This window comes from Streptomyces sp. M-16 (assembly GCF_052114405.1).
Lineage (GTDB): Bacteria > Actinomycetota > Actinomycetes > Streptomycetales > Streptomycetaceae > Streptomyces.
In genome coordinates this window covers 1-18,430 of record NZ_JBFRER010000023.1, presented here as the reverse complement: position 1 = coordinate 18,430, position 18,430 = coordinate 1, and the positions used below count along the sequence as shown (strand labels likewise).

Genomic DNA, 18,430 nt, shown 5'->3' with positions numbered 1-18,430 from the left:
GCACGGGCGGCCCCGGGCGGCAATCGCGGCACCGGCACGGGCCGGTTACATAGAAAATCGGACATATCGCGTTATCTTGCTTGCGGTACTCATCCTGCCGCAGAGCGGTCTCACCCCCCGCGAGAGAAGCGATGCTCCAGGCCATCGGACTCACCAGCACACCCCGTCGAGAACTCCCGCCCGTCGTGAACGACCTCACCTTCGAGGCCCGCCCGCGGTGCGTGACCGCCCTGCTCGGCGAGCCGGGTTCAGGCAAGACCACCGCGCTGCGGCTCATGCTCGAACTGGAACCGGGCCGGGGCGTCACCTACTTTCGCGGCCGCCCGCTGCACCGGATCCCGCATCCGGGCCGCGAGGTCGGCGTACTCCTCGGAGACGTTCCCGGGCACCCGTCGAGGACGGTCCGCAACCAACTGCGGATGCTCAGTGCCGCCGTCGGGGTCCCCGCGTCCCGCGCGGACACCCTGATGGAGGTCGTCGGCATCGGCGGCCTGCGCGACCAGAGGCTCGGGTCGCTCTCGGCCGGCATGGAGCGTCGTGTCGCCCTCGCCGCAGCGCTGCTCGCCGACCCCTGCACCCTGCTCCTCGACGAACCCGCCGCCGGGCTGCACTCCCGTGAGCGGGCCTGGCTCCACGGGCTGCTGCGCGGTCACGCCTCCCTCGGCGGGGCGGTGCTCTTCACCACCGACGACGCGAAGGAGGCGGCCCGGTACGCCGACCGGGTCGTGTCCATCGCCTCGGGCCGCCTCGTCGCGGACCAGGACGCCGCGGACTTCGCCCGCACCCGGCTGCGACCGCGGGTCGCCGTGCGGACCCCGCACGCCGCCCGGCTCGCCGACGTACTGGGCCGTGAGGCCCGCTCCGCCCACAGGGTGGTGGAGATCGTCGAGGAGAGCGGCAGCCGCCTGTCGGTGTACGGCAGCAACTGCGCCGAGATCGGCGAGGCGGCGTTCAGGCACGGAGTGCTCGTCCATCAACTCGCGGACGAGACCGGGGACGCGGGTGCGCCCGTCCCGCCGGTACCGCAGGCCCGGACCCGCGGCGGGAGCACGGTCCGGGTGGACGTCCGGGCGGAGGCGCGCGCGGAGGCTCGGGCTGAGGCTCGGGCTGAGGCACAGGGCCGACAGGTGCCGGGCTCCGTGCCGGGCCCCGTGCCGGGCTCCGTGGCGGGCCTCGTGGCCGGAGCGGAGGCCCCGGTTCACGGGGGCCCCCGCCCGGACCCCCGTGCCGTGCTCCTCACCGGGCCGGTATCCACGGACCCCGGTGCGGGATCCGGTCCCGGGGCCGAACCCGGTGTGACCGCCGTCCGCGCCGCGCCCCCTGCCCGGGAGGCGGCACCGGACCAGGGTCCGCCCCCGGAACCGGCCCGGCCCGCGGGACAGGGCCCGGCCGCGGCTCCGGTCCCGGACCGGCTCCCCGCCGCGGTCGTCGATGCCGAGGTGGCCGGCGACCCCGAGGTGTCCGAGTACCCCGGCCCGCGTGGGGGCGGTGGGCGGCGGCATGCCCGTTCCGGGCAGGGCTCCTCCGGCCTGCGGCGGGTACGGCGGGTGGGCGGCCCGCTGTGGCCGCTGCGCTACGAGCTCCGCCGGGTGTTCGGCACGGCCGCCCCGCTGCTGACCGCCGCCCTCGTCGTCACCGTCTCCGTGCTCACCTCCCTGGTACTGGCACGCGCGGGCCACACCCCCCGGAGCCGACTGCTCGCCGCCTGGCCGGAGCTCTTCCCGCTGCCGCCCGCCGCGCTCGGGGCCGGGCTGCTCGGCTCCCTGGCCTTCGGCGAGGAGTACCGCTACCCGGCCCTCGCCGCCGACCGGGGCACCGTGCCCCGGCGGCTGGGGCTGCTCGCCGCCAAACTCGCCGTCTGCGCGGCCCTCGCCCTGGCCCTCGGCGCGCTCACGGTCGCCGCCGACACCGCGGTGCTCCGGTTCGTCTTCGGCGGCGCCGGGCCGCTGAGCCCGCCGGCGGAATGGGTCTCCCCCGCGGCGAGTTGGGCCGGGCTGCTCGTCGGCTGCGCCTGGGCCGGGGTCCTCGCCTCCGGGGTGTTCCGCGCCGCGTCCGTGGGCTTCGCGGCGGTGCTCGCCATGCCGGTGGCCGTCGTACCGCTGGTGCGCAAGGTCCTCGACGGGCCGTCCGCGTACCCGGTGACCGGCATCGCCTCCCGCCTGCGCGGCCTGACCTGGTCGTCGTGGCCTCCGGAGGCGGACCGGATCGTGCTGGGGGCCCTTCGGGTGATGGTCCAACCCGTCGGCGCGGCAATGGTGTTGTCGCTGATGGTCCTGTTGTGCGCCTATGCGTTCACAGGACTGCGCGGGCGGGTCCGTTGGTGATCGTTCCGGTGCGGGAGGCGACTTCGCCGGGACCATAGAAGTCCAGATCAGGCCGGATCACCCGAAGCGGACCGCAACTCCCCGCAAAAGGCCCGGTTCTTTACGATAAGTCGTCAATTGCGTAGGTGGCACCGATCACCCTTTCGTGTGCTTTTCACCAAAGACCTCAAGGGTGATGGAGGCGAGGCCGACAAAGGATTCGTGAGTACCCTTGCGCACGCCATGATGACCGCCGCCCGCCATGCCGACACCGGCCTCGCCGGCTCGGGCGAACTCGACCGCTACCCCTACCCGGAGGCCTCCGGGTCCGACCGGGTCGGGCCGCCCCACTGGGACGGGGGCGACGTCGAGCTGAGCCGCGTCGGCCGCCGGGCGGCAGGCAGCCGCGGGCGCGGTCTGCACGGCCAACTCGTCCAGCAGCTCGGCCAGATGATCGTTTCGGGCGATCTCGGCGCGGACCGGCCCCTGGTCCCCGAGGAGATCGGCCAGCGCTTCGAGGTCTCCCGCACGGTCGTCCGTGAATCCCTGCGGGTCCTGGAGGCCAAGGGCCTCGTCAGCGCCCGCCCCAACGTGGGCACCCGCGTCCGGCCCGTCGCCGACTGGAACCTGCTCGACCCCGACATCATCGAGTGGCGCGCCTTCGGACCCCAGCGCGACGACCAGCGCCGCGAGCTCAACGAGCTCCGCTGGACCATCGAGCCGCTGGCCGCCCGCCTCGCGGCCGGCCACGGCCGCCCGGACGTCCAGCAGCGGCTCGCCGACATGGTCGAGATCATGGGGCACGCCCTCGGGCAGGGCGACGCGATCACCTTCGCGCGCGCCGACAACGAGTTCCACGGACTGCTGATCCAGGTCGCCGGCAACCGCATGCTGGAGCACCTGTCGGGCATCGTCTCCGCCGCCCTCCAGGTCTCCGGCAGTCCCGTCACCGCCTGCGACCGTCCCAGCGAGACCGGCGTCGCGCACCACGCGCGGATGGTCGAGGCGCTCGCGGCCGGTGACGCGACGGGTGCCGAGAACGCCATGCGTCAGCTCCTGACGGTGCATCCGGAGGTCGAGCGCGTGGTTCCCGCCCCGCGCGAGCACTGACGCGCCGACGCGCGGGGGGCGCGGGGGTGCACACCGGTCGCCGGGCCCGTTTCGGGTCCGGCGATTCCGGCGTGCGGGGCCTTTCCGGCGCCTCCGCAGGCGTGCGTACGGCCACGGGACGGGCACGGACGGGAACCGGATGTGATTCGGGCCACGAAGATTGGGCGTAACGCTCCGCGACGTCACGCGATGACGTAAGAGGTGATGGCCGACGGAGGGAAGACAGCAGCCCTTGGGGGTGCTGTGCAGCTCCCCGGCCCCTGCCCGCGCCCCCGGCCCATCCCCAGTCGGTGGTCGTCGGCTCCGGTCCAGCACCAGGCCGGGGTCGGAAGCCGTTCCCATCGTTCCGAGAGGTTGTTCGTGTCGGCCAGCACATCCCGTACGCTCCCGCCGGAGATCGCCGATTCCGAGTCTGTGATGGCGCTCATCGAGCGGGGCAAGGCCGAGGGGCAGATCGCCGGCGATGACGTGCGTCGGGCCTTCGAGGCTGACCAGATTCCTGCGACCCAGTGGAAGAATGTTCTGCGCAGCCTCAACCAGATCCTTGAGGAAGAGGGTGTGACACTGATGGTCAGTGCCGCGGAGTCGCCCAAGCGCACCCCCCGCAAGAGCGTCGCGGCGAAGAGCCCCGCCAAGCGGACGGCGACCAAGACCGTCGCGGCGAAGACGGCGGCCCCTCCGGCCGCGGCCGGCATCGTCGCGGACACCGGAACGGCGGAGCCGGACACCACCGACGCCCTCGCCGAAGAGCCCGTGGCCGAACCGGTCGCGAAGAAGACCGCCGCCCGGAAGACGGCCGCGAAGAAGACCGCCCCCGCGAAGAAGACCGCGGCGAAGAAGACGGCGGCGAAGAAGACCGCCGCCAAGAAGGACGCGGACGAGGGCGGCGAGGAGACCGCGGACGAGGGCCCCGACGCCCCCAAGGCCGAGGCCGATGAGGAAGAGGAGGGCGGGGAGAACAAGGGCTTCGTCATCTCGGACGACGAGGACGACGCCCCCGCCCAGCAGGTCGTCGTGGCCGGCGCCACCGCCGACCCCGTCAAGGACTACCTCAAGCAGATCGGCAAGGTCCCGCTGCTCAACGCCGAGCAGGAGGTCGAGCTCGCCAAGCGCATCGAGGCGGGCCTGTTCGCCGAAGACAAGCTGGCCAACTCCGACAAGCTGGCGCCCAAGCTCAAGCGCGAGCTGGAGATCATCGCCGAGGACGGCCGCCGCGCCAAGAACCACCTGCTGGAGGCCAACCTCCGCCTCGTGGTCTCGCTGGCCAAGCGCTACACCGGCCGCGGCATGCTCTTCCTGGACCTGATCCAGGAGGGCAACCTGGGTCTGATCCGCGCCGTGGAGAAGTTCGACTACACCAAGGGCTACAAGTTCTCCACGTACGCGACCTGGTGGATCCGGCAGGCGATCACCCGCGCCATGGCCGACCAGGCCCGCACCATCCGCATCCCCGTGCACATGGTCGAAGTGATCAACAAGCTCGCCCGCGTGCAGCGCCAGATGCTCCAGGACCTCGGCCGCGAGCCCACCCCGGAGGAGCTGGCCAAGGAACTCGACATGACCCCCGAGAAGGTCATCGAGGTCCAGAAGTACGGCCGCGAGCCGATCTCCCTGCACACCCCGCTCGGCGAGGACGGCGACAGTGAGTTCGGTGACCTCATCGAGGACTCCGAGGCGGTCGTCCCCGCCGACGCCGTCAGCTTCACGCTGCTGCAGGAGCAGCTGCACTCGGTCCTCGACACGCTGAGCGAGCGCGAGGCCGGCGTGGTCTCGATGCGGTTCGGCCTGACCGACGGCCAGCCCAAGACCCTCGACGAGATCGGCAAGGTCTACGGGGTCACCCGYGAGCGSATCCGCCAGATCGAGTCCAAGACCATGTCGAAGCTGCGCCACCCGTCCCGGTCSCAGGTSCTGCGCGACTACCTSGACTGACCGGACGGCCGAGGGGCCCGACGCGACCGGTCCGGGCCCGGTGGGGGTGTGCCCCGGGCCGGCCGGACCGGACGGTCGAGCGGATCCGGAGCGGCCCCGTACGGGATCTCCACCGGCCGGGGGCGCGGGGGCCCACGACGGTGGCCGCGCGGGTGCGCCCGGCCACGGGGCGACCCACTCTGGGTGGAGTCATGCACACTCAGAGTCAGGAGGCCTCATGCGTCGTCCCTTTGCCCGTGCTCTGGCGGGCGCGCTGACCCTGGTGGCGGGAGCGGCCGTGCTGCCGCTGGCCCAGGCCCCCGGGGTGGCCGCGGACAGCGTGGTCATAGGCGGGAAGCCGGTGAACGTGGCCGACAGCCCGTGGGTCGTGGCCCTCGCCAGCCGTGACCGGTTCGGGGGTACCCGCGACGGGCAGTTCTGCGGGGGCGTCGTCGTCGCCCCGACCACGGTGGTGACCGCGGCCCACTGCCTTGGCCGGCAGGTGCTGGGCGGGACGGTCGAATCCGTCACCGACTTCCGCGTGATCACCGGACGTACGGAGCTGCGCGCCGACGAGGGCCGCGAGATCGCGGTGCGCGCCGCCCGGGTGAACCCGGCCTACGACCCCGGGAGCAATGCCGGGGACCTGGCCGTGCTGGAGCTGGCCGAGGCCGTTCCGGCGCAGTACGTGCTCCCCATGGCCGAGGACGGTCATCCCGCGTACGCCGCGGGCACCGACGCGGCCGTGTACGGCTGGGGCGACACGAGCGGCTTCGGGGACTACGCGTACGGGCTGCGGGCGGCACAGGTGACCGTGCTGGCCGACGACGTCTGCCGGCGGGCGTACCCGGGGGACTCGGACGGCCAGTACCGGGCGGACTCCATGGTCTGCGCCGGGGACCGGGACGGCGGCAAGGACGCCTGCCAGGGGGACAGCGGGGGTCCGCTGGTGGCCCGGGGGCGGCTGATCGGGCTGGTGTCGTGGGGCCGCGGCTGCGGACGCGCCGACAGTCCGGGCGTCTACACCCGGATCGCCCCGTTGGTCGGATTCGTGAGCGGCGCCGAGAGGGCCGCGCGGCCCGGCGGGGCGTAGGAGGCCGCGCAGGGTGTCGGGAGGGGCTCCAGGAGGCCCGTGCGGCCTCGCACGGGGGTGTGGGGGGCGTACGGGGCGGCCCGTACGCCCGGGAAGTGCCTCGGATATGAGGACGGGCGGCGTCCCTGGGTCTCAGAGATGCCGCCCGTCGACCGGCCTGGCCGGTCCTGGCTCGTCGGATGCGAGGTTAGGCCTTGTGTCAGCGGTCCTCGGTGTCGGCAGCATTAGCGGCCGGAGCGGACGTGAGCCGCTCGGTCTCATCCTGTATTTCCGCGGCGATCTTCTTGAGTTCCGGCTCGAACTTACGCCCGTGATGGGCGCAGAAGAGCAGTTCACCACCGCTCAGGAGGACGACGCGCAGATATGCCTGGGCGCCGCAACGGTCGCATCGGTCAGCGGCCGTCAGCGGGGTCGCGGGTGTCAGAACAGTAGTCACGTCGCCTCTTCTCTAGCTCGACGAGCTGTCGTACCAGGGTCAACATCCAACCAGGCCGAAAACGTTCCCGCTCGCGGCTTTTCCTCGAAACTTCCTTCCGAAGCTGGCCGGCTGCTGCCGGTTGGCGGCGAAGGAGCCGTATTGCGTTGCTTTACGGTTTCGCGTTGTCAGTCGTTCGCTTGTAGCAGTTCCCGTCCTCCCCGGCGTGAGTGCCGGTTGTGCATGAGGACGTGCCCGAACCCTAAATGGTTCATGCCTGGAAGGGAACGTGATGTTTGCTTCACCCTCACGGGGGATCGAACACCCGTGCGGATCTGCACTAGGCTGAGGAAGTGACGAGGGTGGCGTTGCATCGGCTCTACCAGGCCTCGGTACCCTCTGACCGGCAGCCGAGCCACCCCTGCGCCCGACCGGGCCAGAAAAGAAATTCAGCGAGGAGCGAACTGCGTGACCGCCGACACGTCCGTGCCTTCCAGCGCGCTGCTGTCCGGAGCAGACCGGGACGGTTCCAACTACACCGCGCGGCACCTGCTCGTCCTCGAAGGCCTTGAGGCCGTTCGCAAGCGCCCCGGCATGTATATCGGCTCCACCGACAGCCGAGGCCTGATGCACTGCCTCTGGGAGATCATCGACAATTCCGTCGACGAGGCCCTGGGCGGCTACTGCGACCACATCGAGGTGATCCTCCACGAGGACGCCTCCGTCGAGGTCCGCGACAACGGCCGCGGCATCCCGGTGGACGTCGAGCCCAAGACCGGCCTGTCCGGGGTCGAGGTCGTCATGACCAAGCTGCACGCGGGCGGAAAGTTCGGAGGCGGCTCGTACGCCGCCTCCGGCGGTCTGCACGGCGTCGGCGCCTCCGTGGTCAACGCCCTCTCGGCCCGCCTGGACGTCGAGGTCGACCGGGGCAGCTCCACCCACGCCGTCAGCTTCCGCCGCGGCGTCCCCGGGTTCTTCACCGAGCAGGGCCCCGACAGCCCCTTCGACCCGGCCGGCGGCCTGCGCAAGGTCAAGCGGATCCCCAAGGGCCGCACCGGCACCCGGGTCCGCTACTGGGCGGACCGGCAGATCTTCCTCAAGGACGCCCGCCTCGGCCTGGAGACGCTGTACCAGCGCGCCCGCCAGACGGCCTTCCTCGTCCCCGGCCTGACCATCGTGGTCCGCGACGAGCGGGCCATCGACGGCGCCGGCAAGACCGAGGAGACCTTCCGCTTCGACGGGGGCATCAGCGAGTTCTGCGAGTACCTCGCCCAGGACAAGGCCGTCTGCGACGTGCTGCGCCTGACCGGCACGGGCACCTTCAAGGAGACCGTCCCGGTCCTCGACGACCGCGGCCACATGACCCCCACCGAGGTCACCCGCGAGCTGGGCGTGGACATCGCCCTGCGCTGGGGCACGGGGTACGAGACCAACCTCAAGTCCTTCGTGAACATCATCGCCACCCCCAAGGGCGGTACCCACGTCTCCGGCTTCGAGCGCTCGGTCGCCAAGACCGTCAACGAGGTCCTGCGCTCGGCGAAGCTGCTGCGCGTCGCCGAGGACGACGTGGTCAAGGACGACGCGATGGAGGGCCTGACGGCCGTCGTCACCGTCCGCCTCGCCGAGCCGCAGTTCGAGGGCCAGACCAAGGAGGTCCTCGGCACCTCCGCCGCGACGCGCATCGTCGCCGCCGTCGTCGCCAAGGAGCTCAAGGCCTTCCTGACCTCCACCAAGCGCGACGACAAGCAGCAGGCCCGTGCCGTGATGGAGAAGATCGTCGCAGCCGCGCGGACCCGTATCGCGGCCCGCCAGCACAAGGAGGCGCAGCGCCGCAAGACCGCGCTGGAGTCCTCCTCGCTGCCGGCCAAGCTGGCCGACTGCCGCAGCGACGACGTGGACCGCAGCGAGCTCTTCATCGTCGAGGGGGACTCGGCCCTCGGTACGGCCAAGCTCGCCCGGAACTCCGAGTTCCAGGCCCTGCTGCCGATCCGGGGCAAGATCCTCAACGTCCAGAAGTCCTCGGTCTCGGACATGCTCAAGAACGCCGAGTGCGGAGCGATCATCCAGGTCATAGGGGCCGGTTCGGGTCGTACCTTCGACCTCGACGCCGCCCGCTACGGCAAGATCGTCCTGCTCGTCGACGCCGATGTGGACGGCGCGCACATCCGCTGCCTGCTGCTGACGCTTTTCCAGCGGTACATGCGGCCCATGGTCGAGGCGGGCCGGGTCTTCGCGGCCGTCCCGCCGCTGCACCGCATCGAGCTGGTGCAGCCCAAGCGGGGCCAGGACAAGTACGTGTACACGTACTCGGACAACGAGCTGCGCCAGACCCTGCTGGAGTACCAGCGCAAGAACATCCGGTACAAGGACACCATCCAGCGCTACAAGGGCCTCGGCGAGATGGACGCGGACCAGCTGGCGGAGACCACCATGGATCCCCGCTTCCGCACCCTGCGCCGGATCAACATCGGCGACCTGGACTCCGCCGAGCAGGTCTTCGACCTGCTCATGGGCAACGAGGTCGCCCCGCGCAAGGAGTTCATCACCAGCTCGGCGGCGACTCTCGACCGCTCGCGCATCGACGCCTGACCCGGACACGGCTCCGGCACGCCGGCGCTCTTCCCTCCATCACCTGAAGGAGTGAAGAGCGCCGGACATCAGTCCTGAAAACGACCATCGAGCACATCCTTGTGGGCACGCGGCCAATGCGGCGGCGGACAAGGAGAGTTCGGTGGACAAGCACGACGGTCGTGATGCCGGAACGATCCGGCTGGACGACCCCTGGTACGACGCCCTGGCCGTGGGCTGGGGCGAGGGTGGGGAAACGGTCCCGCCCCGCCCGGACGCCGGGGGCCGGACCGCGTCCGGCGCATCCGACATCTACCTCGAAGTGCAGCGGAGCGCCGCCTTCCAGGAGGTCCGCGGCCGCTATCGCAGGTTCGTCGTCCCCGCGACCGCCGGGTTCTTCCTCTGGTACGTCGCCTACGTGGTCGCCGCCACCACGGCCCCCGGGCTGATGGCCCGGCCCGTCTTCGGCCCGGTGAACGTGGCCCTGCTCGCGGGGCTCGGGCAGTTCCTGAGCACCTTCCTGCTGACCTGGGCCTACGCCCGCCACGCCCGCCTCAGGCGGGACCGGGCCGCACTGGACCTGCGCTGGACGGTCTTCGAGCAGGAACGCGACCAGGAGCGGACCGGGGCCCGGGAGGAGGGCCGGTGAACAGCGAGCACCAGACCCTCGCGCTGATCCTGTTCAGCGTCTTCATCGCCGTCACCCTCGGCATCACCACCTGTGTCGGCCGCAACCGGCGCGGCTCGGCCGAGGAGTTCTACGCGGGCGGGCGACTCTTCTCCCCCATGGAGAACGGTTTCGCCATCGCCGGCGACTACATGTCCGCCGCCTCCTTCCTCGGGATCTCCGGCCTGATCGCCCTGTTCGGGTACGACGGCCTGCTGTACTCCGTCGGCTTCCTCGTGGCCTGGCTCCTGGTCCTCTTCCTGGTCGCCGAGCTGGTGCGCAACTGCGGCCGCTTCACCCTCGCGGACGTGGTCGCGGCCCGGATGAGCGAGCGGCCCGTACGGATCGCCGCCGGGATCTCCTCCGTCGTGGTCTCGGTGCTCTACCTGGTCGCGCAGATGGTCGGGGCGGGCAGCCTGGTGGGCCTGCTGCTCGGCGGCTCGGGCGCCGCGGCGCGGACGTTGACCGTGATCGGCGTGGGCGCCCTGATGGTGGTCTACGTGTCCTTCGGCGGGATGCGGGCCACCACCTGGATCCAGATCGTGAAGGCCGTCCTCCTGATGGGCGGGGCGATCACCCTGACCGTGCTGGTCCTGCTGCGCTTCCACGGGAACTTCGGCCAGCTGCTCACCAGCGCCGCCGATCGCAGCGGGTACGGCGCCCGCTTCCTGGGCCCCGGTCTCCGGTACGGGGGCGACTGGACCGCCCGCGTCGACTTCATGAGCCTCGGGCTCGCCCTGGTCCTGGGCACCGCGGGGCTGCCGCACATCCTGTCCCGCTTCTACACCGTGCCCACGGCGCGGGCGGCCCGCCGGTCCGTCGTCTGGGCGATCGCGCTGATCGGCGGCTTCTACCTGATGACCATCGTGCTGGGCTTCGGGGCCGCGGCGCTGCTCGGGCCGGACCTGGTGCGGGCCTCCAACGCCTCCGGGAACACGGCCGTACCGCTGCTGGCGGCCTTCCTCGGCGGGGGCGCGGAATCGACCGGGGGCGCGGTGCTGTTCGCGTTCGTGGCCGCCATCGCCTTCGCGACCATCCTCGCCGTGGTCGCCGGGATCACCCTCGCCTCGTCCGCCTCCGTCGCGCACGACCTCTACGCCTCCCTCAAGCGGCGGCACGCCCGGCAGCGCAGCGAGGTCGCCGTGGCGCGCGTCGCGGCCGTGGGGATCGGGGCGGTGGCGATCGGCCTCGGGCTGGTCGCCCAGGACCTGAACGTCGCCTTCCTGGTGGGGCTGGCCTTCGCGGTGGCGGCCTCGGCGAACCTGCCGGTGCTGCTGTACTCGCTGTTCTGGCGGGGGTTCACCACGCGCGGGGCGGTCTGGTCGGTGTACGGGGGGCTGGTCCCGGCGGTGCTGCTGGTCGTCCTGTCGCCCGTGGTCTCGGGGAGCCCCGAATCGCTCTTCCCCGGTGTCGACTTCCAGTACTTCCCGCTGCAGAACCCGGGGATCGTCTCCATCCCGCTCGGGTTCCTCGCGGGCTGGCTGGGGACGGTCACCTCGGCCGAGGAGCCGGACGAGCGCCGGCACGCGGAGACGGAGGTCCGCTCCCTGACGGGGGCCGGCGCGGTGTGAGTCCTCAGGGGCCCGCCGAGGGGACCCACGCGTAGCGGTGTTCCGGGCGGCCGGTCTCGCCGTAGCGCAGGGCCAGGGTGACGCGGCCGGCGCGGTCCAGGAGCTTCAGGTAGCGCTGGGCGGTCTGCCGGCTGATGCCGGCGCGGTCGGCGACCTGCTGGGTGGACAGGGGGCCTTCGGCGGTGCGCAGGACCTGGCGCACCAGCTCGGCGGTGGTGGGGGAGTGGCCCTTGGGGAGCTCGTTCGGGGTGCCGGCCGCGGCCAGGGCGCCGAAGATCCGGTCCACTTCGTCCTGCTCGGCCTCGCCATCGCCGGAGAGGGAGCGGCGCAGGGCGGCGTAGGCCTCCAGCCTGGCGCGCAGTCCGGTGAAGGCGAACGGCTTGACCAGGTACTGGAGGGCGCCGAGCCGCATGGCCGCCTGGACGGTGGCCAGGTCCCGGGCGGCCGTGACCATGATCACGTCCGTGTGGTGGCCCAGCTGGCGCATGCGGCGCACCAGGTCGAGGCCGTTCTCGTCCGGCAGGTAGTGGTCCAGGAGGACCAGGTCCACGGGCCGGGTGGTGAGGAACTCCAGTGCCTCGGCCGCCGAGTGGGCCCGGCCGGCCACGCGGAACCCGGGAACCTTGGCCACGTACGCCTCGTTGATCCGGGCGACACGCACGTCGTCGTCGACGACCAGTACGGCCAGCTCACCGCTCGGGGTCCCGTTCATCGCAGGGCCTCCGGGAGCACGACGGAGAACTCCGCCCCTCCGTCCGAGGCTTCCCCGGCCCGCGCGCTGCCGCCCTGCCGCTCCGCGAGGCGGCGTACGAGGGCGAGTCCGAGGCCGCGTTCGCGGTGGGCCTCGGGCTGCTTGGTCGACCAGCCCTCGGTGAAGATCTCCTCGTGGCGTCCGGCGGGGACGCCCGGGCCACTGTCGCGCACCCGCAGCACGGCGGTGCGGCCCTCGGCACGGAGGTCGACCTCCACCATGGGCGCGGCCGAGCCCGCCGTTGCGTCCAGGGCGTTGTCCACCAGATTGCCGAGGATCGTGACGAGGCCTCCCGGGTCCACCAGGCGGTCGGGGAGGAAGGCGGTCGGGGCCAGCCGCAGCGGGACGCCCCGTTCCGCGGCGACGGTGGCCTTGCCGACCAGCAGGGCGGCCAGCAGGGGGTCGTGGACCTTCTCGGTGACCTGCTCGGCGGTGCTGCGGTGCACTCCCGCGACCTCGTTCACGAAGGCGACGGCCTCCTCGTGCAGGCCCAGTTCGAGCAGGCCGAGGAGGGTGTGGAGGCGGTTGGCGTGCTCGTGGTCCTGGGCGCGCAGGGCATCGATCAGGCCCTTCGTGGAGTCCAGCTCGCGGCTCAGGTGCTCCACCTCGGTACGGTCACGCAGGGTGGCGACGGCGCCGCCGTCGGCGGTCGGCATCCGGTTGGCGACCAGGACCCGCGGGCCCTGGACGGTGAGCAGGTCGCGTCCGGTGACGCGGCCGGCGAGGATGTCGCTGGTGCGGCCCGGGCCGAGGAGTTCGTCGAGCGGGCGCCCGGCGAGGGTGCGGGCGGTGTCCGGGGAGAGCCCCAGGAGCCGGGCGGCCTCGTCGTTGACGAGCCGTACGCGGTCGTCGCCGTCGAGGGCGATCACGCCCTCGCGGATGGAGTGCAGCATGGCCTCGCGTTCCGCGAGGAGACCGGCGATGTCGGAGAACGCGAGGTCGCGGGTCTGCCGCTGGATCCGGCGGGACAGCAGGTAGGCGGCGAGCGCACCGGCGGTCAGGGCTCCGCCGGCGTAGGCGAGCAGTCCGGGGATGGCGCCGAGGAGCCGCTCGCGCACGCTGTCGTAGGGGATGCCGACGGAGACGGCGCCGACGATCTCGCCGTCGGCGGCGACCAGGGGGACCTTGCCGCGGGCCGAGCGGCCGAGGGTGCCCTCGTCGATCTCCATGACGTCGTGTCCCGCCAGGGCGTCGCCGGGGTCGGTGGAGACGGGCAGCCCGATGCGGTCGGGGCTGGGGTGGGAGCGGCGGATGCCCTTCAGGTCCATGACGACCACGTACTCGGCTCCGGTGGCGCTGCGGATCCGCTCCGCCGCGGCCTGCACGGGGGTGTCCGGGGACGGACCCGACCTCAGGAGGTCGGAGGCCAGGGACGGGTCCGCCGCCGCGCTCTGGGCGATGGCCAGTGCGCGGCGCATGGCCTGGTCGTCCAGCTGGGCGCTGAGCGGGGCGAGGAAGAGCCCGGTGGCCAGCACGAGGACCCCGGCGGCGATGGCCAGCTGGGTGAGCAGGATCTGCGAGACGGCCCGGCGGGGCAGCCCGAGGCGTGGGGCACTCGTGGGGAGGAACCGCATGACACGTAACCGTAGGTCGGCGACGGCGTAAGCGGAATGCTTGGGTTCTGCCTGTGCGGGTGGCGGCGGGTTCGCAGGCCGTCGGGCGCGGGCCCGCTCCCACGGGGCCCCCGCCACCCGTCACGGCAGGGGCCGGGGCGGCCGCGGGCCGTCGTAGTGGCCGCTCGGCCGCATGCGCAGGGGCCGTTCTTGGTACTCCTCCAGCGCGTGGGCGATCCAGCCCGCCGTCCGGGCCACCGCGAACACCGTTTCCCCGGCCTCGGCGGGCATGGCGCAGGACACCGTCAGCACCGCGAGGGCCAGGTCCACGTTCGGGTGCAGTCCGTGCCGGGCCATCACGGTGGCCACGTCCCGGGCCGCGCCCAGCGCCGGACCGGCCTGGGGGAGCCCCTCCAGCCGGCCGAACAGGGCTCGCGCCCGCGGATCCTCCCCGCGGTACAGGCGGTGGCCGAGGCCGGGGACCCGTCGCCCGGCGCGCAGGTACTCCGCCACCACCGGCGCGGCGCCGCCCCGTTCCAGGACCTCCGTCAGCATCCGGTGCGCGAGCCGCCCGGCCGCCCCGTGCAGGGGGCCCTCCAGTGCGCCCAGCCCGGCCGAGACCACCGCGTACGGATGGGCCCGCGCCGAGGCGGCCACCCGTACCGCGAGGGTGGAGGCGGCCAGGTCGTGGTCGACCAGCAGCGCCAGCGCCAGGTCCAGCACGTCCAGGGCCGCCGGGTCGGGATCCAGGGCCGTCAGCCGGGACCACAGTTCCCAGGCGAGCCGCCCGTCCCCGACGCGGGCCGGTGCGGCCTCCGGCAGGGCGCCGACCAGCGTCGGCACGAGGCTGCGCGCCGAACCGAGCACGGCCTCCTCGGACAGGTCGAAGCGCAGCGGGTCCGCCACCGCCGCCGCCGTGACGGCGACCCGCAGCCGGTCCAGGGGGCCGCTGTGCTCCGGCAGGGCGGCCACCGCCCGGCGGGCCGCGGCGAGCGCCTCCGGGGGAGCGGCGAACCGGGCCCCGTGCGGCAGGCTCCCCGTCCACAGCCACTCGGCGACCTCCTCGTAGGCGTACCGCGAGGCCAGCTCGACGGCGTCCACGCCCCGGAAGAAGTACCGGTCGGCCTCGATGAGGGTGAGCGAGGTGCGGACGTGGACGGAGAGTTCCCCGGGCGGGCCCGCCGCCTCACGGCGGCTCCGCCCGGCCAGCGCCTCCACCTCGCGCGCGTCGAAGCTGCTGCCCCGGCCGACCGGGTCGCGGCGGCTGCTGAGCTGGCCGCGGCTGACGTAGGCGTACACGGTGGCCGGTTTCACCCCCAGGAGGCGGGCGGCCTCCTGGGTGGTGAGCCGCCGGGTTCCCTCGGCGGCGGGAGGGTCGTCGGCTGCGTGATCAGACATGACACACAGCCTACATACATTGATTCAATCAATATTGACAAGGATTGAGTCAAGGATGGATGGTCCATTCATGAACACCACCGTCGAAGTACCCCGCGGTCTCGCGGGGGTCGTGGTCACCGAGACCCAGCTCGGTGACGTCCGGGGCCTGGAAGGCTTCTACCACTACCGCCAGTACTCGGCCGTCGAGCTCGCCGAGAGCCGCACCTTCGAGGACGTCTGGCACCTGATGTTCCGCGGTGCGCTGCCCGCCGACCGTGCCGAGCGGGACGCCTTCGCCGCCGAGATCGCGCCCCTGCGCCACCTGCCCGCCGACGTCCGGGACGCCCTGCCGGCCCTCGCCCGCGCCACCGCCGCCTCCGGACCGCTCGCCGGGCTGCGCACCGCCCTCTCGCTGCTCGGCGCCACCGCCGGCTTCCGCCCGGTCTACGACCTCACCCCCGAGGCCCGCGCCGCCGACGCGCTCGCCGCCTGCGCCGCCGTGCCGACGCTGCTGACGGCCCTGCACCGGCTGGGCCGCGGCCTGGAGCCCGTGGAGCCGCGCGACGACCTCCCGTACGCCGCCAATCACCTCTGGATGCTGACCGGCGAGGAGCCCGACCCGGTCCGGGCCCGCGCCGTCGAGCGGTACCTCGTCTCCACGGTCGACCACGGCTTCAACGCCTCCACCTTCACCGCCCGCGTGATCGCCTCCACCGGCGCGGACGTCGCGGCCTGTCTGACCGGTGCGATCGGCGCGCTCTCCGGACCGCTCCACGGGGGCGCGCCCAGCCGGGCCCTGGACACCCTCGACGCCATCGGCACGGTGGAGCGGATCGGGCCGTGGATCCGGGAGCGGGTGCTCGCCGGGGACCGGATCATGGGCTTCGGGCACCCCGTCTACCGCACCGAGGACCCGCGCTCCCGGATGCTGCGGGGGATCGCGCGGGACTTCGGCGGGCCCCTCGTGGACTTCGCCGTGGAGGTCGAGCGGCAGGTGGAGGAGATCCTCGCCGAACTCAAGCCGGGCCGCGAGCTGCACACCAACGTGGAGTTCTACGCGGGCGTGGTCATGGAGCTGTGCGGGCTGCCGCGCGAGATGTTCACCCCCACCTTCTGCGCGGCCCGGGTGGTCGGCTGGAGCGCGAACATCCTCGAACAGGCCGCCGACCCGAAGATCATCCGGCCGGCCGCGCGCTACGCCGGCCCGACCCCGCCCCGGCCGGTCCCCCCGCTGGGCTGACTACGATCGTCCGGGTGAACAGCAGGCAGCCCGCTCCCCCCGCCCGGACCGTTCCGGTCGTCGTCCTCTCCGGATTCCTCGGTTCCGGCAAGACCACCGTGCTCAACCACCTGCTCGCCCACCGTGCGGGGACCCGGATCGGGGTCGTCGTCAACGACTTCGGGACGATCGAGATCGACGCGATGTCCGTGGCCGGACAGGTCGGCGACTCGATGGTCTCGCTCGGCGGCGGCTGCCTGTGCTGCGCGGTCGACGGCAGCGAACTGGACGCGTACCTGGAGAAGCTCGCCGCACCCGTCCACCGGATCGACGTGATCGTCATCGAGGCCAGCGGACTCGCCGAGCCGCAGGAGATGGTCCGGATGCTCGTGGCCAACGAGAATCCGGCCGTCCGCTACGGCGGCCTGGTGCAGGTCGTCGACGCGGCCGAGTTCGACGCGACCCGGGCCGCGCACCCCGAGACCGACCGCCACCTGGCCGTCGCCGACCTCGTGGTGCTGAACAAGACCGACCGCGTGGACGCCGCCGAACGGGCCCGCGTCGAGCGGGAACTCGCCGCGCTCTGCGCCCCGGGCATCCCTATGGTCGGTGCCGAACACGGGCGGATCGACCCGGAGCTGCTCTTCGACCGCCGGCCCTGGTCGCGGACCCGGGGGCAGTTGTCCTTCGAGGACCTGCTCGCGGAGGCCGCGGAACACGAGCACACCGACGGGCAGGACCACCACGGGCACCTGCACGCCGCCTACGAGACCGTCGAGTTCACCTCGCACGAGGCGCTCTCCCCGCGCCGCCTCATCGACTTCCTCGACCGCCGCCCGCCCGGCCTCTACCGGATCAAGGGCTTCGTCTGGTTCGGCGTCCCCGGCCACCAGGAGCGCTACGAGGTCCACTCGGTCGGCCGCTTCCTGCGCTTCGCCCCCGGCCCCTGGGGGCGGGAGGAGCCGCGCCGGACGCAGCTGGTCCTGATCGGCTCCGCCCTCGACGGCCCGGGGCTGCTGCGCGAGCTGGCCGACTGCGAGGAGGGGGACCCGCGGAACACGCCGCCGGAGAGCATGTGGGGCGTGCTGCGGTACGTGGACCGGGCCGGGGACGTGCCGCACGCGGACGCGCCGGACGCGGACGCGACGGCCTGGGACGCCGGACCGGAAGGGGACGCCGGAACCGGCGAATGAGCCGGACCCGACGGCCGGGGCGGTCGGCGCCCTTACGCCCGCCGGGTGTTGCTGGGACGCTGGGCGGATGGGCGCGGACGGGGAGCACCGGCGGCTCGCGGGCCGGGCGGGGACACGGACCGGGATCTGGGCGGGCGCGTGGGCGGTGGCCCTGACCGGCGTCTTCACCGGGCTGGCACGGCTGTTCATGCTGGGGGACCTGCACACCAGGGCCGACTCCGGCCTGTCGCGCGTCCGGGGACCGGCCTGGATGTACCTCGTGCTGGCCCTGATCGTCGGCTTCGGCTTCCTCGCAGCCTCCCCGGGGCTGAGCCCGCGCGGGGTCCGGACGGCCGGGGTGGCCGCCGGGGTGCTCTACGTCGGGACGGTCACGCTGGCGTACGGCTGGTCGGCGCGGGCCGCCGACGAGATCCTGCGGGACCGGGGAGTGGCGTACCCGGCCGTGGTCACCGCCACCCGGACCCGCGGGGAGACCGGCACGGGGGAGGTGTACCTGGCGGACGTGCGGCTGGAGGACGGCCGGACCCTCACCCTCGCCGCGTCGCCGGGCCTCTTCCGCGGGGCGGAGTGGGCCCGGGAGCACCCGGTGGGCACCGCGTCGGAGGTGACCGTGGACCCGGAGGGCGTGGCCCGGCCGCGGTTCGGTCCGCCGCCGACGGGCGCCGCCGTGGGCCGGCCGGCCGCCGGGGCCGGGAC

At 73.0% G+C, this 18,430-nt stretch carries 14 protein-coding genes; 10 read left to right on the top strand and 4 right to left on the bottom strand.

What is annotated here, in order from left to right; translation table 11 throughout:
• Nucleotides 1–131: 131 nt before the first annotated feature.
• The 4 genes from AB4039_RS13270 (at nt 132) to AB4039_RS13255 (ending at nt 6,417) form a co-directional block, all read left to right on the top strand.
• Nucleotides 132–2,324: an ATP-binding cassette domain-containing protein gene (locus tag AB4039_RS13270; RefSeq protein ID WP_442270797.1), complete on the top strand. Its 2,193-nt coding sequence runs from the start codon at nt 132–134 to the stop codon at nt 2,322–2,324.
• Between the two features lie 147 nt (nt 2,325–2,471).
• Entirely contained in the window at nt 2,472–3,413 is a 942-nt protein-coding gene (locus AB4039_RS13265; protein WP_442270796.1) for a FadR/GntR family transcriptional regulator, read from the top strand.
• A 354-nt stretch (nt 3,414–3,767) separates the two neighbouring features.
• Nucleotides 3,768–5,345, top strand: coding sequence for an RNA polymerase sigma factor (locus AB4039_RS13260; protein ID WP_266842852.1), 1,578 nt, complete (start codon nt 3,768–3,770; stop codon nt 5,343–5,345).
• Between the two features lie 217 nt (nt 5,346–5,562).
• Nucleotides 5,563–6,417, top strand: coding sequence for a serine protease (locus AB4039_RS13255; protein ID WP_266842854.1), 855 nt, complete (start codon nt 5,563–5,565; stop codon nt 6,415–6,417).
• 199 nt (nt 6,418–6,616) lie between these two features.
• Here the strand turns inward: AB4039_RS13255 and AB4039_RS13250 are convergent, their stop codons facing one another.
• Complete coding sequence (locus AB4039_RS13250) at nt 6,617–6,853, bottom strand: DUF7455 domain-containing protein (RefSeq protein WP_030239625.1); 237 nt, start codon at nt 6,851–6,853, stop codon at nt 6,617–6,619.
• 447 nt (nt 6,854–7,300) lie between these two features.
• Here AB4039_RS13250 and AB4039_RS13245 point away from each other — a divergent pair, with 447 nt between their 5' ends.
• The 3 genes from AB4039_RS13245 to AB4039_RS13235 all read left to right on the top strand — a co-directional run bounded on the left by AB4039_RS13245 (nt 7,301) and on the right by AB4039_RS13235 (nt 11,638).
• On the top strand, nt 7,301–9,421 hold the full coding sequence (locus AB4039_RS13245; protein WP_442270795.1) for a DNA gyrase/topoisomerase IV subunit B: 2,121 nt from the start codon (nt 7,301–7,303) through the stop codon (nt 9,419–9,421).
• Between the two features lie 142 nt (nt 9,422–9,563).
• Entirely contained in the window at nt 9,564–10,049 is a 486-nt protein-coding gene (locus AB4039_RS13240; RefSeq protein WP_266842859.1) for a DUF485 domain-containing protein, read from the top strand.
• The gene (locus AB4039_RS13235) at nt 10,046–11,638 is read left to right on the top strand and encodes a sodium/solute symporter (RefSeq protein WP_266842861.1); all 1,593 of its coding nucleotides are present in this window, start codon (nt 10,046–10,048) and stop codon (nt 11,636–11,638) included. The genes AB4039_RS13240 and AB4039_RS13235 overlap by 4 nt, the downstream gene beginning before the upstream one ends.
• A gap of 4 nt (nt 11,639–11,642) precedes the next feature.
• Here AB4039_RS13235 and AB4039_RS13230 read toward each other — a convergent pair whose 3' ends face one another.
• The 3 genes from AB4039_RS13230 to AB4039_RS13220 form a co-directional block, all read right to left on the bottom strand.
• Entirely contained in the window at nt 11,643–12,350 is a 708-nt protein-coding gene (locus AB4039_RS13230; protein ID WP_266842863.1) for a DUF7342 family protein, read from the bottom strand.
• Nucleotides 12,347–13,963, bottom strand: coding sequence for a sensor histidine kinase (locus AB4039_RS13225; protein ID WP_266842865.1), 1,617 nt, complete (start codon nt 13,961–13,963; stop codon nt 12,347–12,349). Before AB4039_RS13225 ends, AB4039_RS13230 begins: the two co-directional genes overlap by 4 nt.
• Nucleotides 13,964–14,083: 120 nt before the next feature.
• Nucleotides 14,084–15,340: a citrate synthase gene (locus AB4039_RS13220; protein ID WP_266842867.1), complete on the bottom strand. Its 1,257-nt coding sequence runs from the start codon at nt 15,338–15,340 to the stop codon at nt 14,084–14,086.
• Between the two features lie 55 nt (nt 15,341–15,395).
• Here AB4039_RS13220 and AB4039_RS13215 point away from each other — a divergent pair, with 55 nt between their 5' ends.
• From AB4039_RS13215 to AB4039_RS13205, 3 genes are all read left to right on the top strand, one after another.
• On the top strand, nt 15,396–16,562 hold the full coding sequence (locus tag AB4039_RS13215) for a citrate synthase/methylcitrate synthase (RefSeq protein WP_266842869.1): 1,167 nt from the start codon (nt 15,396–15,398) through the stop codon (nt 16,560–16,562).
• A 14-nt stretch (nt 16,563–16,576) separates the two neighbouring features.
• Nucleotides 16,577–17,734 carry a CobW family GTP-binding protein gene (locus tag AB4039_RS13210; protein ID WP_442270794.1) on the top strand — a complete coding sequence of 386 codons (1,158 nt, stop codon included), beginning with the start codon at nt 16,577–16,579 and terminating at the stop codon, nt 17,732–17,734.
• A gap of 67 nt (nt 17,735–17,801) precedes the next feature.
• On the top strand, nt 17,802–18,430 hold a 629-nt coding region (locus AB4039_RS13205; protein ID WP_442270793.1), incomplete at its 3' end, for a hypothetical protein.

Excerpts from the sequence above, each read along its gene's own strand:
- AB4039_RS13225 (WP_266842865.1), bottom strand. The coding sequence starts at position 13,963 with ATGCGGTTCCTCCCCACGAGTGCCCCACGCCTCGGGCTGCCCCGCCGG.
- AB4039_RS13220 (WP_266842867.1), bottom strand. The coding sequence starts at position 15,340 with ATGTCTGATCACGCAGCCGACGACCCTCCCGCCGCCGAGGGAACCCGG.
- AB4039_RS13215 (WP_266842869.1), top strand. The coding sequence starts at position 15,396 with ATGGATGGTCCATTCATGAACACCACCGTCGAAGTACCCCGCGGTCTC.
- AB4039_RS13230 (WP_266842863.1), bottom strand. The coding sequence starts at position 12,350 with ATGAACGGGACCCCGAGCGGTGAGCTGGCCGTACTGGTCGTCGACGAC.
- AB4039_RS13255 (WP_266842854.1), top strand. The coding sequence starts at position 5,563 with ATGCGTCGTCCCTTTGCCCGTGCTCTGGCGGGCGCGCTGACCCTGGTG.
- AB4039_RS13270 (WP_442270797.1), top strand. The coding sequence starts at position 132 with ATGCTCCAGGCCATCGGACTCACCAGCACACCCCGTCGAGAACTCCCG.